At 71.7% G+C, this 16,883-nt stretch carries 12 protein-coding genes; 4 read left to right on the top strand and 8 right to left on the bottom strand.

Features of this window, described 5'->3' with window-relative positions:
- Window positions 1-91: 91 nt before the first annotated feature.
- Window positions 92-1,396, top strand: a complete 1,305-nt coding sequence (locus tag ABFY03_RS22240; protein WP_346170701.1) for a M28 family metallopeptidase — start codon at window positions 92-94, stop codon at window positions 1,394-1,396.
- 76 nt (window positions 1,397-1,472) lie between these two features.
- Here the strand turns inward: ABFY03_RS22240 and ABFY03_RS22235 are convergent, their stop codons facing one another.
- Both ABFY03_RS22235 and ABFY03_RS22230 read right to left on the bottom strand, forming a co-directional pair.
- Entirely contained in the window at window positions 1,473-2,651 is a 1,179-nt protein-coding gene (locus ABFY03_RS22235) for a LolA family protein (protein WP_346170700.1), read from the bottom strand.
- A gap of 155 nt (window positions 2,652-2,806) precedes the next feature.
- Entirely contained in the window at window positions 2,807-3,817 is a 1,011-nt protein-coding gene (locus tag ABFY03_RS22230) for a polyprenyl synthetase family protein (protein ID WP_346170699.1), read from the bottom strand.
- Between the two features lie 351 nt (window positions 3,818-4,168).
- Between ABFY03_RS22230 and ABFY03_RS22225 the strand changes: the two genes are divergently transcribed.
- A complete protein-coding gene (locus ABFY03_RS22225) occupies window positions 4,169-6,169 on the top strand; it encodes a CocE/NonD family hydrolase (protein WP_346170698.1) in 2,001 nt (666 codons plus the stop codon).
- A 63-nt stretch (window positions 6,170-6,232) separates the two neighbouring features.
- Here ABFY03_RS22225 and ABFY03_RS22220 read toward each other — a convergent pair whose 3' ends face one another.
- Complete coding sequence (locus tag ABFY03_RS22220) at window positions 6,233-7,597, bottom strand: COG1361 family protein (protein ID WP_319007465.1); 1,365 nt, start codon at window positions 7,595-7,597, stop codon at window positions 6,233-6,235.
- Between the two features lie 284 nt (window positions 7,598-7,881).
- Between ABFY03_RS22220 and fahA the strand changes: the two genes are divergently transcribed.
- The gene (gene fahA, locus ABFY03_RS22215; protein ID WP_319007464.1) at window positions 7,882-9,108 is read left to right on the top strand and encodes a fumarylacetoacetase; all 1,227 of its coding nucleotides are present in this window, start codon (window positions 7,882-7,884) and stop codon (window positions 9,106-9,108) included.
- On the opposite strand, the gene ABFY03_RS22210 is transcribed toward fahA, so the two are convergent.
- Window positions 9,105-9,923: a dioxygenase family protein gene (locus ABFY03_RS22210; RefSeq protein WP_319007463.1), complete on the bottom strand. Its 819-nt coding sequence runs from the start codon at window positions 9,921-9,923 to the stop codon at window positions 9,105-9,107. The genes fahA and ABFY03_RS22210 overlap by 4 nt on opposite strands.
- A 40-nt stretch (window positions 9,924-9,963) precedes the next feature.
- Entirely contained in the window at window positions 9,964-10,881 is a 918-nt protein-coding gene (locus ABFY03_RS22205; RefSeq protein WP_319007462.1) for a helix-turn-helix domain-containing protein, read from the bottom strand.
- A 222-nt stretch (window positions 10,882-11,103) separates the two neighbouring features.
- Between ABFY03_RS22205 and ABFY03_RS22200 the strand changes: the two genes are divergently transcribed.
- Complete coding sequence (locus ABFY03_RS22200; RefSeq protein WP_319007461.1) at window positions 11,104-11,676, top strand: hypothetical protein; 573 nt, start codon at window positions 11,104-11,106, stop codon at window positions 11,674-11,676.
- Window positions 11,677-11,746: 70 nt separating this feature from the next.
- Here ABFY03_RS22200 and nuoN read toward each other — a convergent pair whose 3' ends face one another.
- Genes nuoN through nuoL form a run of 3 tightly spaced genes read right to left on the bottom strand, consistent with a single transcriptional unit; the run spans window position 11,747 to window position 16,877 of the window.
- Complete coding sequence (gene nuoN, locus ABFY03_RS22195) at window positions 11,747-13,396, bottom strand: NADH-quinone oxidoreductase subunit NuoN (RefSeq protein ID WP_319007460.1); 1,650 nt, start codon at window positions 13,394-13,396, stop codon at window positions 11,747-11,749.
- A complete protein-coding gene (locus ABFY03_RS22190) occupies window positions 13,393-14,979 on the bottom strand; it encodes an NADH-quinone oxidoreductase subunit M (protein WP_319007459.1) in 1,587 nt (528 codons plus the stop codon). Before ABFY03_RS22190 ends, nuoN begins: the two co-directional genes overlap by 4 nt.
- A 5-nt stretch (window positions 14,980-14,984) precedes the next feature.
- Window positions 14,985-16,877, bottom strand: a complete 1,893-nt coding sequence (gene nuoL, locus ABFY03_RS22185) for an NADH-quinone oxidoreductase subunit L (RefSeq protein WP_319007458.1) — start codon at window positions 16,875-16,877, stop codon at window positions 14,985-14,987.
- Window positions 16,878-16,883: the final 6 nt, after the last annotated feature.

The raw sequence follows: 16,883 nt of genomic DNA, 5'->3' as shown, positions 1-16,883 counted from the left end.
CCACTCGCACAGCTCCAACGCCTCGCGTCACCCACGCCGCGAGGCGCTCGCACGTTCCGTCCCATCCCCGTTCGGAATCCGGAGCCCCCACATGAACCTCTCCGCGAGAATCGCCGCCCTGGCAGGTTCCTCGGCGCTCGTCCTCGGCGCCCTCGCCGGCGCCGCGCCGGCCACCGCCGCGCCGGCCGGAGCCACCGCCGCGCCCGACATCCCGGTCGCCAGCGTCAAGCAGCACCTGGCCGACCTCCAGTCCATCGCCACCGCCAACGGCGGCAACCGCGCGCACGGCCGGCCCGGCTACAAGGCGTCCATCGACTTCGTGAAGGCGAAGCTGGACGCGGTCGGCTTCACCACGACCGTCCAGCAGTTCACGTACAACGGCACCACCGGCTACAACCTGATCGCCGACTGGCCGGGCGGCGACCCGAACCAGGTCGTCATGGCCGGCTCGCACCTCGACTCGGTGTCCTCGGGGCCCGGCATCAACGACAACGGCTCCGGCTCGGCCGCCATCCTGGAGGCCGCGCTCACCGTCGCCCGCACCGGCTACCAGCCCACCAAGCACCTGCGGTTCGGCTGGTGGGGCGCGGAGGAGCTGGGCCTGGTCGGGTCGAAGTACTACGTGAACAACCTGCCCACGACCGAGCGCGCGAAGCTGAAGGGCTACCTCAACTTCGACATGATCGGCTCGCCGAACCCGGGGTACTTCGTCTACGACGACGACCCGGTGATCGAGCAGACCTTCAAGAACTACTTCGCCGGCATCGGGGTCCCGACCGAGATCGAGACCGAGGGCGACGGCCGCTCCGACCACGCCTCCTTCAAGAACGTCGGCATACCCGTCGGCGGTCTCTTCACCGGCGCCAGCCGGGTCAAGACCAGCGCCCAGGTGTCGAAGTGGGGCGGTACGGCGACGGCCTTCGACCGCTGCTACCACTCCTCCTGCGACACCACCGCGAACATCAACGACACGGCCCTGGACCGCAACAGCGACGCCATCGCCCACGCGCTGTGGACCCTGTCCGGCACCACCACGACCCCGCCCACCGGCACGGTCTTCGAGAACACCGCCGACGTCTCCATCCCGGACAACGGCGTCGCGGTGACCTCCTCGGTCGACGTCACCGGCCGCACGGGCAACGCGCCCAGCAACCTCTCCGTCGGCGTGGACGTCGTCCACACCTACATCGGTGACCTGGTCGTCGACCTCATCGCCCCCGACGGCTCGGTCTACAACCTGCACAACCGCTCCGGCGGCAGCGCCGACAACATCAGCCAGACCTACACCGTGAACGCCTCCTCCGAGGTGGCCAACGGCACCTGGAAGCTCCGCGTCCAGGACAAGGCGTCCGTCGACACCGGCTACATCAACGGGTTCAAGCTGACCTTCCCGTAAGCCCCCAGGGCACACGAACCACCCGGGTGGGTCGGTGATCAGAGACCCCGACCCACCCGGGCCACCACCTCCGGCCCTACCGGGCCGCGTCGGCCGCGTCCACCAGCGCCTGCGGGGTCACGGCGCCGACGTAGACCGTGCCGTCCTCCGTCATCAGCGCGTTGACGATCTTGGTCTTGAAGACGGTGCCGGAGCCGAACTTCCCGCTGACCTTCTCGCCGAACGAGTCCAGGAAGCCCTGGACCTCCTTCGGCGCCTCGTCCGTCTTCGGGGCGGGCGCGCCGGAGTCGAAGCGGGCGATGGCCGTCCAGCCCTCGCCGATGACGTTCATCTCGCCCTCGTCGCCGCCGAGACCGCCACCGAGTCCGCCGCCGAGACCGAGGTCCCCCAACTCCTTCTCCAGGTCCTTGCCGGCGTCCTCGTGCGACTTCTCGATGTCGTCGCCCTCGGTGACCTTCGCGCCCTTCGGGACGGTGAAGTCGAACTCGGAGGCCGCCGGCTTCCCGAAGTCGACCTTGGTGAAGCCCGCGTCGACGACCGGCTTGCCGCCGCTCGTGGAGTCGAGGGTGAACTTCAGCGGGGTGCCGGTGGCCGCGTCGACCGCGATCGTGACCGAGTCGACGGTCGAGCCCTGCTGCTTCGGCTCGATCACCAGCCGGTACGCGTCCCGGCCGGCCACCTTCGCGGTGCCGCCGACGGTGAGGGAGGTGGTGTCCCCGGCGGCCTTCAGGACCTCGTCGGCGAGCTGCTGCGGGCTGGCCGGCAGCCCCTTCTCGGGGGCCTCGCCGGGTCCCTCGACGCCCTTCTCGTGGAAGACCTCGTTCGAGCGGGAGTCGTACGCCCACACCTCGTCGCCGTTGTGGACGAGGCTGTACTGCTCCTTGCCGTCGAGCAGCGTGAGCTTCTGCCGCTCGGGGCCGTCGGCGGCGATCTTCAGGGTGTGGGTGCCGGAGACGAGCTTGGTGAGCTGCGCGGACGGGTCGGCGGAGCCCTCGCCGCCGGCGGCACCGCCCGCGATCCCGCCGAGCAGTCCGTCGAAGGCCGGCAGGCCCAGGTCGGTGGAGACCTTGAAGGTGCCGGACAGCGTCTGGGTGTCCGAGGCCGCGATCTTCTCGATGAGCTGCTGGGCGGTGATCTCGGGCAGGTCCGGGTCGCCGGACGCGGCGAGCGCCGGAACCAGTCCGATGGTCGCGGCGGCGATTCCGGCCACCGCGACCGGGACGACGTACCGGCTCGTCTTTCGCTGTGCTGCCATGGTCTCTGATCCCTCCGTGCCCTGGCGGACTGCTGTTCTCGATGTCTCCATCTCACCAGGGCGGGGGCCGGGAATCGTCAGCCCCGGGGATCAACCTCGTGTACCCCTCCGGGATGACATCCCCTAGGGAAGGGGATGACGTTCGTCGGCTCGGGTCAGCCGGCGCGGTGCACCACCGCGTCGCACAGCTCCTGGAGGGCCGCCTTCGCGTAGCCGTCGGGCAGCGGCGCCAGCATGGCCCTGGCCTCCTCGGCGTACCGCACGGTGTCCCGGCGGGCCTGTTCCAGGGCGGGGTGGACGCGGAGCCGGCGGAGCGCCTCGGCGTGCCGGGCGTCGTCGGTGAGGTCGCCGTCGACGAGGGCGACGAGTTCCAGGTCCTCGGGGCGGCCGTGGGCGGCTGCGGCGGCCCGCAGGCGGAGGACCGGGAGGGTGGGGACGCCCTCGCGGAGGTCGGTGCCGGGGGTCTTGCCGGACTCGTGGCCCTCGGAGGCGATGTCGAGGACGTCGTCGGCGAGCTGGAAGGCGACGCCGAGCCGCTCGCCGTACTGGGTGAGGATGTCGACGACGGACTCGTCTGCACCGGACATCATGGCGCCGAAGCGGCAGGAGACGGCGACGAGGGAGCCGGTCTTGCCGCCGAGGACGTCGAGGTAGTGGTCGACGGGGTCGCGGCCGTCGACGGGCCCGGCGGTCTCCAGGATCTGGCCGGTGACGAGCCGCTCGAAGGCCTCGGCCTGGATCCGGACGGCCTCGGGGCCGAGGTCCGCGAGGGTGTGCGAGGCGCGGGCGAAGAGGAAGTCACCCGTGAGGACGGCCAGCGAGTTGCCCCAGCGGCTGTTGGCGCTGGGCACGCCCCTGCGGACGGCGGCCTCGTCCATGACGTCGTCGTGGTAGAGCGTGGCCAGGTGGGTGAGCTCCACGACGACGGCCGCGGGCACGACGCCGGGCGCGTAGGGGTCGCCGAACTGGGCGGCGAGCATCACGAGCAGCGGCCGGAACCGCTTGCCGCCGGCGAGCACCAGGTGCTGCGCGGCCTCGGTGATGAAGGGGACATCACTCTTGGTGGCGTCGAGGAGGCCGGCCTCGACGGCCGCCAACCCGGCCTGGACATCGGCCTCAAGAGCCTGGTCCCGCACGCTAAGACCGAACGGCCCGACGACGGTCACGAGGGGGTCTCCTGTCTGCTGACGCCTGCTGACGATCACATGGCGACGATCACATGGTTTCGGTGGTGATCACACGGTGGTCGTGGTCACACGGATTGTCGATGTGTCGCTGGGATTCACTCAAGCCAGCGTATCCGGTCACGTTTCGATCACCGTGGGCGCCTTCCCGTCGCCCCCGGTATGTTCGTGATCGGCTGATACGACATGGAGTGTACGAATTGTCCCAAGCGGCGATCGGCAAGGACACCGGGAGCGGCCGCCCCCGGAGGACGACCGGGCCTCCCCGGGCCTTCCCGGGCCGTCCACGCGGCCCGATCGTCCTCCGCGCGCCGCGTCCATTGAGGTGACCTGATGACGAAGATCCGTACCGACTTCCCGTACGAGACCCGCCACGAGGACATCCGCATCCCGCTGCCCGACGGCACCCGGCTGTACGCGCGCGTGTGGCGGCCGGTCACCGACGAGCCCGTCCCCGCGCTCCTGGAGTACCTCCCCTACCGGCTCACCGACTGGACCGCGCCCCGCGACTGGCAGCGCCATCCCTGGTACGCGGGCCACGGCTACGCCTCCGTACGGGTCGACGTCCGCGGCCACGGCAACAGCGAGGGCCTGCCCGGCGACGAGTACGACGCCGTGGAGCTCGCCGACGGCGTCGCCGTCGTGAACTGGCTCGCCGACCAGGAGTGGTGCACCGGCAGGGTCGGCATGTTCGGCATCTCCTGGGGCGGCTGCAACAGCCTCCAGATCGCCGCCCTCGCCCCCGAGCCGCTCAGGGCGGTCGTCACCGTCTGCTCCACCGACGACCGCTACGACAACGACGTCCACTACATGGGCGGCTCCGTCCTCGGCGTCGACATGCACGCCTGGGCCGCCACCATGCTCGCCTTCGTCTGCCGTCCGCCCGACCCCCGGTACGCGGGCGAGGAGTGGCGCGCGCTGTGGCTGCGCCGCCTGGAGGCCGTCGAACCCCTCGTCCACACCTGGCTCTCCCACCAGACCCGCGACGACTACTGGAAGCACGGCAGCGTCTGCGAGGACTACCAGGCGATCCGCGCTGCCGTCCTCGCCGTCGGCGGCTGGCACGACCCGTACCGCGACACCGTCCTCCGGCTGGTCGAGCACCTCCCGCGGGACCGGGTCCGCGGCATCATCGGCCCCTGGTCGCACCAGTACCCCGACCGCGGCCTGCCGCCCGGCCCCGCCATCGGCTTCCTTCAGGAGACCCTCCGCTGGTGGGACCACCACCTCAAGGACGCGCCCGACGACGTCATGGCCGAACCGCTGCTCCGCGCCTGGATCAGCGACTCCCACCCGCCGGCCACCGTCTACGAGGAACTGCCCGGCCGCTGGGCGGCGGACCCGTCCTGGCCGTCCCCGCACGTCACCCCCGTCACGTACGGCTTCGGCGGCGAGCCCGTCGTCGTCTCCTCGCCGCAGCAGACCGGCCTCGACGCGGGCCGCTTCTTCCCCTTCGGCAACGACGCCGACCTGCCGCCCGACCAGCGCGACGAGGACGCCCACTCGGCCTGCTTCGACTTCCCGGTGCCGCAGGACGGCGGCCCCATCGAGATCCTGGGCCGGCCCTCGGTCGAGGTGCGCCTGACGGCCGGGGCGCCGACCGGGCAGGTCGTCGCCCGGCTCTGCGACGTCGCCCCGGACGGCTCCTCCACCCTGGTGACCCGCGGCGCGCTCAACCTCTCCGCCCGCCACGGCCGCGACCGGGCCGTGGACGCGCGGCCCGGCACCCCGGAGACCTGCCGCTTCGAGCTGAACGGCATCGGGCACGCCTTCCCGCCCGGCCACCGGGTGCGGCTCGCGCTCTCCTCCGCGTACTGGCCGTGGATCTGGCCGCAGCCCGACGCGGCCGGCTTCACCCTCGACCCGGCCGGCTCCTCCCTCACCCTCCCGGTCCGCGCCCGTACGGAGGACGCGGTCTCCTTCGAGGAGCCCGAGCAGGCCCCGCCGCTCGGCGTGTCGTCCCCCGGCACCCTGGACGAGTCCCGCCCCGAACGGCTGGTGCTCCGGGACGTCGCCAAGGGCGAGTGGACGCTCCAGGTGGACCCCAAGTACGGCGGCACGCGCGTGTACCCGGACGGCCTGGAGTACACCGAGGACGCCGTCGAGACGTACACGATCGCCGAGGACGACCCGCTCTCCGCCCGCACGGGCTCGGAGTGGCACCTCCGGCTCCACCGGCCGGAGCTCGCCTGGGACGTCACGATCGACACCCGCTCGGAGATCACCTGCGACGCGGACGCCTTCCACACCTCCGACGAGGTCGTCTGCAAGGAGGGCGGCGAGGTCGTCTTCCACCGCACCTGGGAACAGCGGATCCCCCGCACGGCGGGCTGAGCCCGGGGCCGTACGGGGATCGCGGTGCTACTCAGACGTCGGCCTGCTCAGGCGACGGCCCACTCAGGCGTCGGCCTTGCGACGGCGGGCGACGAACACCGCGCCCGCGCCGAGCACGACGGCCGCGCCGGCGGCGGCGCCGAGCCGCGGCAGCGTGTCGTTCGCACCGGTCGCGGCGAGCTGCCCGCCGGTGGTCACCGGCGTGTTCGAGGAACCGCCCTGCTGGGTGGTGTTCGAGGTGGCGGCGGGGGCCGGCGTGGACGTCGACGGCGACGGCGCCGCGCTGGGCTCGTCCGTCGGCTCCTCCGACGGCGCCGGCTCCTCGTCCTCCTGCTCGACGATGTCGAAGCCGACCTCGGCGTACTCCTCGCTGATGGCGCAGTCGCCGTCCTCGTACTCGTACTCGCTGGTGGTGAAGGCGATGCCCTCACCGGCCGGGGCGTCGTCCGCCACGCTCAGGCGCAGGGTGACGTCGACCTTGCCGCCCTTGCCGATCCGGCCCAGCTCGATGGGGTCGTCCTCGAAGTCGAGATCGGTCCACTTCGGGTTGGCGGCGGACTTCCAGTCGATGGAGAAGTACCGGTCGAGGTCCGGGTTCTCCTCGTCGAGGACGTCCTCCCAGGACTCCGGCAGGTGCGCGGCGAAGAGGTACGAGCGGACCGAGGAGAGGTCGCGGTCCGAGGTGTTCCGCACCGTGAGCGAGAAGTCGGCGCTGGAACCGATGGTGATCGTCTCGGGGCCGGTGAGGGTGGAGACGACGGAGCCGTCCTCGACGCAGGACGTGCCCTCGCCCTCGTACGCCTCCAGGGCCGCCTCGGCGTCGGCGAGCTCCTTCTCGGCCTTCTTGATCTCGGTCTTGAGACGCTCGCTCTCACGGGTCATCGCCACCAGGGCGTCGTCGCGGGCCGTGTCGGCCGCGTCGAAGCGCGTCTTGGCCTCCGTCTCGGCGACGAGGGCCGCCTCGGCCGTCTCCTCGGCGGCGGCGAGGGCCTGCTCGGCGGTGGCCTTGGCCTCGGCGGTGGCGTTCGGGTCCGCGTTGACCGCGTCGAGGTCCGCCCGCGCGTCGGTGACCGCGGTGTCGGCGGCCACCCGGGCGGCCTTGGCCTCGTCGTACGCCTGCTTGGCCTCGTCGTACTCGGCCTTGATCTCCGGGTCGACGTTGTGGGCGAGGATGTCGTCGACGAGCGCCTGGCGCTCGTCCTTGAGGCGCTCGACCTTCGCCTCGGCCGTCGCGACGGCCTCGATCAGCTTCTCGTACTCGGCGAAGTCGTCGTCGTCAGGTCCGTCCTGGGTGTCCTGGACGTCCTGGGCCGAGGCGTCGGCGGCCGGCTTCGGGGTCTCCGCGACGGCCGTGCCGGCGGAGAGGAACACGACCGGCGTCGTGACGGCTGCTGCCACGGCGGTCGCGAGAATGCGGCGGATCTTCACGTGGGGACCTTTTCCTGGTCAGGGAAGAAAGAGAGCGGCGACGCGCGCCCGCGGACTCTTCACGCGGGGGCGACGCCGTCTTGATCGTATGGCGCGAAACGGCCTTCCGACAGGGACGTTTCACCAGCTCGGGACGGGATCCGCCGACCCCGGCGGCACAAAGCGCGCATACGCGGGCGGTTGCTCTCTTAGGCCCCGGTTTCTCTGTGATCCATGTCATCCTCGCCCGGCGGCCCGCCCCGTAACGTGTCCCTCACCCATCATCGAAAGCGAGGCACGCACCGATGCCCGAGCACAGCCCGCTCGACCTGGCCGAGGGCGACCCCTTCGGCCCGCACAACCTCCCGTACGGCGTCTTCACCACCGCCGACGAGCCGGGCCGCCGCCGGCTCGGCGTCCGGATCGGCGGGTACGTGCTGGACGCGGGGGCCGCGGCGCACGCGCTCGGCTCCCCGTACGCCTCCCTCCTCGCGCAGCCGAGCCTCGACGCGCTGCTGGCCGCCGGGCGGACCGCCTGGCGGGACGTCCGGCGCGCGCTGACGGCCTGGGTGACGGTCCCGGCGCACCGCCCCGAGATCGAGCCGCTGCTGCACCCGCTGGACGCGGTGACGCTGCACCTGCCGTACACGGTCGCGGACTACGTGGACTTCTACGCGAGCGAGCACCACGCCACCAACGTGGGCCGCATGTTCCGCCCGGACGGCGAGCCGCTGACGCCCAACTGGAAGCACCTGCCGATCGGTTACCACGGCCGGGCGGGCACGGTCGTGGTCTCCGGCACCGACGTGGTGCGCCCCTCGGGCCAGCGGAAGACGCCGGCCGACGCGGCGCCGGTCTTCGGGCCGTCGGTGAAGCTGGACATCGAGGCGGAGGTCGGCTTCCTGGTCGGCACCCCGTCGGAGCTGGGCCGCCCGGTGCCGCTCGGCGCCTTCCGGGACCACGTCTTCGGTCTGACGCTGCTGAACGACTGGTCGGCGCGGGACGTGCAGGCGTGGGAGTACGTGCCGTTGGGCCCGTTCCTCGGCAAGTCCTTCCAGACCTCGGTGTCGGCGTGGGTGACGCCGCTGGAGGCGCTGGACGCGGCCCGCACCGCGCCGCCGGCCCGGGACTTCCCGCTCCTCCCCTACCTGGACGACGCGGCGGAGGAGGAGCCGGGCGGCTTCGACGTGCGGATCTCGGTGGAGATCAACGGGGAGGTGGTGGCGGAGCCGCCGTTCTCCACCATGTACTGGACGGCCGCGCAGCAGCTCGCCCACATGACGGTGAACGGCGCCTCCCTGCGCACCGGTGACCTCTACGGCTCCGGTACGGTCTCCGGCCCCGAGGTCGGCCAGCGCGGCTCGCTCCTGGAGCTGACCTGGAACGGCCGGGACGCGATCGAACTGGCCGGGGGCAAGCGGACGTTCCTGGAGGACGGCGACGAGGTCGTCCTCACCGCGTGGGCCCCGGGCCCCGACGGCACCAGGGTGGGCCTGGGCGAGGTCCGGGGCCGGATCGTCCCCGCGGCCTAGCCCACCCGCCAGAGGGCGGGGACGTTCGGGGGCTCCCAGCCGGCCTGGGCGGTGTGCGCCTGCAGACACACGTAGCCCAGGCCGCCGTAGGTGACCCGGTCCCCCGCCGTGTACGACCGTCCGGCGGTCCAGGTGCCGCCGGGCGGGGCGGTGGTCGCCGTGGCGGTGGGCGTCGGCCCGGGGTCCTGCGGCACGTCGATGACGAAGTCGAAGGCCGCCTCTCGCCCGCCGCCCGCGTCCCGCACGGTCATCAGCAGCCGCGGATCGAAGATCGTGTCGGTGTTGTTCCGGGGCTCGTTCGGGAAGTACAGCTGGGTCGTGAGGATCGGCCGCCCCGGCGCCTGCACCTTCACGTGGAGGTGACGGGTGCGGCCCGGGTAGAGCCCCGGGACGATCGTGGTCAGCCTGAACGACCCGTCGGCGCCGGTGAACTGGTGCCCGCGGAACCTGAACCCCGTGTTGTCGTAGGCCCCGTTGGCGTCCGCCTGCCAGAAGTCCAGCAGCACCCCCGGCACCGGTCGGCAGGCCCGCCCGAACACGTAGCCGCTGACGGTCAGCCGGGTCCCGGGGCCGTCCGGCATGCTGGTGCGCAGCGGCGAGTTGGGCTTGAAGTAGGGGCCCTCCGTCTGCGGGAGGGTGAGGTCGTCGCCGTCGTCGCACTCCGGCGTGAGGTCGAGCGGCGTTCCGCCGTCGGTCAGGGTGCGGGCGAGGGCGGGGACGCCCATGAGCACGGCGGGCGCGGCCATGCCGGCCGCGAGCGCGGCCCGCAGCACGGTCTTGCGGGTGACGTGCCCGGTGCTGGTCTCGCTGTCCATGTGCCTGGCTCCTCAGGTGGGGGCTGGGATCGGCACGAACCTACGAGCCCGGGCCGTCGCCTTCGATGGACGGAGCGGGCCGGTCGTGGTGTTTTCGGAAGCCCCCGGGAGTGCACCCCACCTCACGCCGGAAGAAGCGGCAGAAGTACGCGGGGTCCCCGAACCCCACCCGTGCGGCGACCTGGCGCACCGACAACGTGGTGGCCACGAGCAGCCGTTGGGCCTCCCGCACCCGTGCCTCCCGCAGCAGCGCGGCGGGCGTCCGGCCGGTGGCCGCGCGCACGGCCTCGTTCAGGTACCCGGCCGACACCCCGAGCCGCCCGGCGCACTCCCGTACGGAGAGCCCCTCGGCGGCGGCCCGGTCGGCGAGCCCCAGGAAGTCCCCGGCGAGCCCCCGCTGCGGCGCCCCGGCCCGCCCGCCGGGCATCCGGGCGGCCCGCACGAGCAGCACGTGCAGCAGCGACCGCAGCACCCCGGCGAAGCCGTCGTCCCCGCGCCGGTACTCGTCGGCCAGCTCGCCCATGAGCAGCGAGGTCCGGGCGTGCGCCGCCGGGTCGAGGTCCACCCACGGCCGCTCCCCGAGCCGCCGCAGCAGCTCCTCGTCGCCCGCTCCGCCGACCAGGAACTCGGGCGTGAACAGCACCAGCGACCCCTGGAGGCCGCGCACCCCCTCCCACCGGTGGACCTGGCCGGGGAGGATCACCCCGAGCTGCGGCGGCCGTACGGCGTACCGCTCGGTGTCGAGCACGTGCGCGCCCGTCCCCTCGACGACGTGCACGATCTCGTAGAAGGTGTGCCGGTGCGGAAAGTCGGCCCGGGACATCGGGCCCATCGCATCGAACCCACCGGCGGCGAACGGCACTTGCTCGGGCAGCCGCACTTCGAGCCGGTGCACCGGCGGCTCCCCGCCCCGCGGCTCGCGGCACGGCGTCCCGGGTAGGACCGTGGTCCCGCGCATCCACCCCTCCCCGACTGGTACAGACCATTCCCGGTCCACGATCCCACGCCGTCCGGGCCCTGTCAGGAGGCCCGGGCGTCACCGCGCGTAGCCACCCCTCTGGGCCAGTCCCGGGTGCGGGCGGGAAGGGGGCGTTCGATGCTCCTCACGGCGGCTCTGGGGAGGAGACGCCCCCGAACCGGCGCCTGATGGGCGCTTCCCTCATGCGAGGAGTACATCCCGATGTCCGCACGACCCCGTCCCGTCATGGCCGCGTGCGCGCTGGCCGCCTCCGTCGCGCTGGCCCTGGGCGCCGCCGCCCCGGCCGTCGCGGCGGCGCCCGTCGCCCCGGTCGCCGGCGGCGACCACGGGTGGCCCCATCCGGACCTGGCGAAGACGTACGAGGCCACCAAGAAGTACAAGGACGAGCAGAAGGCGATCGCCGACGGCTACCTGCGCACGGACGTGTGCGTCGAGGACACCAGCCCCGAGAAGCTCGGCGGCATGGGGTACCACTACGTCAACCCGGCCAACGTCGGGTCGAACGACCCCGCGCGCCCGGCGGCCGTGCTGTACGCGAAGAACCACGAGACCGGGAAGCGCGAGCTGGTCGCCGTCGAGTGGGTGATCCCGAACACCGGTCAGCCGGCCCCGACGATCTTCGGCCGGACCTTCGACGGGCCCGCGGTGATCCCGGGCGTCGGCGACGTCTACACGCTGCACGCCTGGATCTACAAGAAGAACCCGGCCGGCCTCTTCACCCCGTACAACCCGCGGGTGCACTGCGTCTGCCCGGAGGACGCGCCCACGGCGTAGGCACGCGGAAGGGCCCGGCTCGCCCCCGAGCCGGGCCCTTCCTGTCAGCGGTCCGAGCGGTCCGAGCGAGTCAGCGGACGAAGACGCCCGCCTGGCTCGCCAGGTCCAGGAAGTACTGCGGCGCGAGGCCGAGGACCAGGGTGACGACCACGCCCGCCGTGATGGTGAGCGTCGTCAGGACCGAGGGCACGGCGACCGTGGGGCCGTCCGCCTTCGGCTCGCTGAAGAACATCAGCACGATCACCCGGATGTAGAAGAACGCCGCCACCGCCGAGGCGATGACGCCGACCACCACGAGCGCGCCCGCGCCGCCCTCCGCCGCCGCCTTGAAGACCGCGAACTTGCCGGAGAAGCCGGAGGTCAGCGGGATGCCGGCGAAGGCCAGCAGGAAGACCGCGAAGACCGCGGCGACCAGCGGCGAACGTCGGCCGAGCCCGGCCCACTTGGACAGGTGGGTGGCCTCGCCGCCCGCGTCCCGCACCAGCGTGACGACGGCGAACGCGCCGATCGTCACGAAGGAGTAGGCGCCCAGGTAGAACAGGACCGACGAGATGCCGCTCGGCGTCGCCGCGATGACACCCGCGAGCAGGAAGCCCGCGTGCGCGATCGACGAGTAGGCGAGCAGCCGCTTGATGTCGGTCTGGGTGATGGCGACGACCGCGCCGCCGAGCATCGTGACGATCGCGACGCCCCACATGACCGGCCGCCAGTCCCAGGTGAGCCCGGGCAGCACCACGTACAGCAGGCGGAGCAGCGCGCCGAAGGCGGCGACCTTGGTGGCGGCGGCCATGAAGCCGGTCACCGGGGTCGGGGCGCCCTGGTAGACGTCCGGGGTCCACATGTGGAACGGGACGGCGCCGACCTTGAAGAGCAGGCCCATGAGGACCAGCGCGAAGCCGATGAGCAGCAGCACGTCGTTGCCCATCGTCTCGGCGAGCGCCGGGTTCACGGAGGCGACCGCGCCGTCGACGACGTCGGCGATGGCGGCGTACGAGACGGAGCCCGCGTAGCCGTAGAGCAGGGCGATCCCGAAGAGCAGGAAGGCCGAGGAGAAGGCGCCGAGCAGGAAGTACTTGACGGCCGCCTCCTGCGACATCAGCCGCTTGCGGCGGGCGACGGCGCACAGCAGGTAGAGCGGGAGGGAGAAGACCTCCAGCGCGATGAAGAGGGTCAGGAGGTCGTTGGCGGCCGGGAAGACCAGCATGCCGGCGATCGCGAAGAGCGCGAGCGGGAAGACCTCGGTGGTGGTGAAGCCGGCCTTGACGGCCGCCTTCTCGTGGTCGCTGCCGGGGACGGCGGCGGCCTCGGCGGCGAAGGAGTCGACCTTGTGGCCGTGGTCGGCCGGGTCGAGCCTGCGCTCGGCGAAGGTGAAGACGGCGACGATCGAGGCGAGCAGGATCGTGCCCTGGAGGAACAGGGCCGGGCCGTCGACCGCGATGGCGCCCATGGCCGCGATGCGGGCCTTGGTGGTGCCGTAGCCTCCGGCCGCGAGGCCGACGACGGCGGCGAACGCGGCCGCGAGGGCGAGCACCGACAGGAAGACCTGGCTGAGGTAGCGGCCCCTGCGGGGCACGAATGCCTCGACGAGGACACCGAGGACGGCCGCGCCGACCACGATCAGCACCGGGGCGAGCTGGGTGTACTCGATCTTCGGTGCCGGGATCTTGTTCAGCGGCTCGGCAGCCGTCGTCCACAGGCTGTGGACAGCGAGGGCGTTCACTTGGCCGCCTCCACGTTCTGGACGGGAACTTCGGGCTGGGGGTCCGTCCGCTGCACGTCCGACATCGTGTGCCGGACCGCCGGGTTCACGACGTCCGTCAGCGGCTTCGGGAAGACGCCGAGGAAGAGCAGGACGGCGATGAGCGGGGCGACCACCGCCAGCTCGCGCGGCCGCAGGTCCGGCATCGCGCGCACCTCCTCCTTCACCGGGCCCGTCATCGTCCGCTGGTAGAGGACGAGGACGTACAGCGCGGCGAGGACGATGCCGGTGGTGGCGATGATCCCGGCCACCGGGTAGCGGGCGAAGGTGCCCACCAGGACCAGGAACTCGCTGACGAACGGGGCGAGTCCGGGCAGCGACAGGGTCGCGAGACCGCCGATCAGGAAGGTGCCGGCCAGGACCGGGGCGACCTTCTGCACACCGCCGTAGTCGGCGATGAGCCGCGAGCCGCGCCGGGAGATCAGGAAGCCGGCGACCAGCATCAGCGCGGCGGTGGAGATGCCGTGGTTGACCATGTAGAGCGTGGCGCCCGACTGGCCCTGGCTGGTCATCGCGAAGATGCCCAGGATGATGAAGCCGAAGTGGGAGATCGACGCGTACGCCACCAGGCGCTTGATGTCCCGCTGGCCGACCGCGAGCAGCGCCCCGTACACGATGCTGACCAGGGCGAGGACGACGATCACGGGCGTGGCCCACTTCGACGCCTCAGGGAAGAGCCCGAGGCAGAAGCGGAGCATCGCGAAGGTGCCGACCTTGTCGACCACCGCGGTGATGAGGACGGCGACCGGGGCGGTCGCCTCCCCCATCGCGTTGGGCAGCCAGGTGTGCAGCGGCCACAGCGGCGCCTTCACCGCGAAGGCGAAGAAGAAGCCGAGGAAGAGCAGCCGCTCGGTGGTGGTCGCCATCTCCAGCGAGCCGTTCGCCCGCGCCTCGGCGATCTCCGTGAGCGAGAAGTTCCCCGCGACCACGTAGAGCCCGATGACCGCGGCCAGCATGATGAGGCCGCCGACCAGGTTGTAGAGCAGGAACTTGACCGCCGCGTACGAGCGCTGCGCCGCCGCGTTCTCGTCGGTGCCGCCGTGCGCCCGGTCGCCGAAGCCGCCGATGAGGAAGTACATCGGGATGAGCATGGCTTCGAAGAGGATGTAGAAGAGGAAGACGTCGGTGGCCTCGAAGGAGAGGATCACCATCGCCTCGACCATCAGGATCAGGGCGAAGAAGCCCTGCGTCGGCCGCCACCGCTTCGACTGCGTCTCCAGGGGGTCGGCGTCGTGCCAGCCGGCCAGGACGATGAAGGGGATGAGCAGCGCGGTGAGCGCGATCAGCGCCACCCCGATGCCGTCGACGCCCAGTTCGTACCGGACGCCGAAGTCCTTGATCCAGGAGTGGGACTCGACCATCTGGTAGCGGTCGCCGCCCGGTTCGAACCGGGCGAAGACGACCCCGGCCAGCACCAGCGTGACCAGCGAGACGGTCAGCGCCAGCCATTTGGCGGCGGTACGGCGGGCGGCGGGCACGGCGGCGGTCAGGATCGCACCGACCGCCGGCACCGCTGCCGTCGCCGTAAGGAGCGGGAAGGACATGAGAGTTACACCGCCCTCATCAGCAGGGTCGCGGCGATGAGGATCGCCGTACCGCCGAACATGGAGACCGCGTACGAGCGGACGTGGCCGTTCTGGAGCTTGCGCAGCCGGCCGGAGAGCCCGCCGACGCCGGCCGCCGTGCCGTTGACCACGCCGTCCACGAGCGTGTGGTCGACGTAGACCAGCGAGCGGGTCAGATGGGTGCCGCCGGTGACGAAGACGGCGTGGTTGAAGTCGTCCTGCAGCAGGTCGCGGCGGGCCGCCCGGGTGAGCAGCGAGCCGCGCGGGGCGACCACCGGGACGGGCCTGCGGCCGTACTGGAGGTACGCCAGGCCGACGCCGATCACCATGACGGCCACGGTGGCGGCGGTGACGGTGGCGGCGCTGATCGGCGGGTGGCCGTGCGCGTAGCCGGTGACCGGCTCCAGCCACTCGACGAAGCCGGCGAACTCGAAGAAGGCGCCCGCGCCGACCGAACCGACGGCCAGCAGGACCATGGGGATGACCATGGACTTCGGCGACTCGTGCGGGTGCGGATCGTTGCCGTCCGCGTCCGGCTGCCAGCGCTTCTCGCCGAAGAAGGTCATCAGCATCACACGGGTCATGTAGTACGCGGTGATGGCGGCACCGAGCAGGGTCACCGCGCCGAGGATCCAGCCCTCGGTGCCGCCCTTGGCGAAGGCCGCCTCGATGATCTTGTCCTTGGAGAAGAAGCCGGACAGGCCGGGGAAGCCGATGATGGCGAGGTAGCCGAGTCCGAACGTGACGAAGGTGACCGGCATGTACTTCCGGAGGCCGCCGTACTTCCGCATGTCGACCTCGTCGTTCATGCCGTGCATGACCGAACCGGCGCCGAGGAACAGCCCGGCCTTGAAGAAGCCGTGCGTCACCAGGTGCATGATCGCGAAGACGTAGCCGATCGGGCCGAGGCCCGCCGCCAGGATCATGTAGCCGATCTGCGACATCGTCGAACCGGCGAGGGCCTTCTTGATGTCGTCCTTGGCGCAACCGACGATCGCACCGAAGAGCAGCGTGACCGCGCCGACGATGGTGACGACGAGCTGGGCGTCCGGCGCCGCGTTGAAGATGTCGGCGGAGCGGACGATCAGGTACACGCCGGCGGTGACCATGGTGGCCGCGTGGATGAGGGCCGAGACCGGGGTCGGGCCCTCCATCGCGTCCCCGAGCCAGGACTGCAGCGGCACCTGGGCCGACTTGCCGCAGGCCGCGAGGAGCAGCATGAGGCCGATCGCCGTCAGCTTGCCCTCGGAGGTCTCGCCCGCCGAGGCGAGCACGGGGCCGAAGGCGAAGGTGCCGAAGGTGGTGAACATCAGCATGATCGCGATCGACAGGCCGATGTCGCCGACCCGGTTGACCAGGAACGCCTTCTTCGCGGCGGTGGCCGCGCTGGGCTTGTGCTGCCAGAAGCCGATCAGGAGGTACGAGGCGAGGCCGACGCCCTCCCAGCCGAAGTACAGCAGCAGGTAGTTGTCGGCGAGGACCAGCAGCAGCATCGCCGCGACGAACAGGTTCAGGTAGCCGAAGAAGCGGCGGCGCCGCTCGTCGTGCTCCATGTACCCGATCGAGTAGACGTGGATGAGCGTGCCCACGCCGGTGATCAGCAGCACGAAGGTCATCGACAGCTGGTCGAGCTGGAAGGCGATGTCCGCCTGGAAGCCCTCGACGGGGATCCAGGAGAACAGGTGCTGGTGCATCGTCCGGTCCTCGGCGCCCTTGCCGAGCATGTCGGCGAAGAGGGCGAGACCGATGACGAAGGAGACGGCCGCGAGGAGCGTGCCGAGCCAGTGCCCGGTCTTGTCGAGCCGGCGGCCGCCGCACAGCAGGACGGCCGCTCCGAGCAGGGGCGCCGCGATGAGCAGCGCAATCAGGTTGTCCACGGTTCA

The organism is Streptomyces roseofulvus, from assembly GCF_039534915.1.
In the GTDB taxonomy this organism is placed as follows: Bacteria; Actinomycetota; Actinomycetes; order Streptomycetales; family Streptomycetaceae; genus Streptomyces; species Streptomyces roseofulvus.
Note: the sequence above shows the minus strand (reverse complement) of the source record. Positions and strands in the feature narration are given on the sequence as shown.

Coding starts and splice junctions, on each gene's coding strand:
- fahA (WP_319007464.1), top strand. CDS start 7,882: ATGCCCGAGCACAGCCCGCTCGACCTGGCCGAGGGCGACCCCTTCGGC.
- ABFY03_RS22210 (WP_319007463.1), bottom strand. CDS start 9,923: ATGGACAGCGAGACCAGCACCGGGCACGTCACCCGCAAGACCGTGCTG.
- ABFY03_RS22200 (WP_319007461.1), top strand. CDS start 11,104: ATGTCCGCACGACCCCGTCCCGTCATGGCCGCGTGCGCGCTGGCCGCC.
- ABFY03_RS22240 (WP_346170701.1), top strand. CDS start 92: ATGAACCTCTCCGCGAGAATCGCCGCCCTGGCAGGTTCCTCGGCGCTC.
- ABFY03_RS22205 (WP_319007462.1), bottom strand. CDS start 10,881: ATGCGCGGGACCACGGTCCTACCCGGGACGCCGTGCCGCGAGCCGCGG.
- ABFY03_RS22225 (WP_346170698.1), top strand. CDS start 4,169: ATGACGAAGATCCGTACCGACTTCCCGTACGAGACCCGCCACGAGGAC.
- ABFY03_RS22190 (WP_319007459.1), bottom strand. CDS start 14,979: ATGTCCTTCCCGCTCCTTACGGCGACGGCAGCGGTGCCGGCGGTCGGT.
- ABFY03_RS22235 (WP_346170700.1), bottom strand. CDS start 2,651: ATGGCAGCACAGCGAAAGACGAGCCGGTACGTCGTCCCGGTCGCGGTG.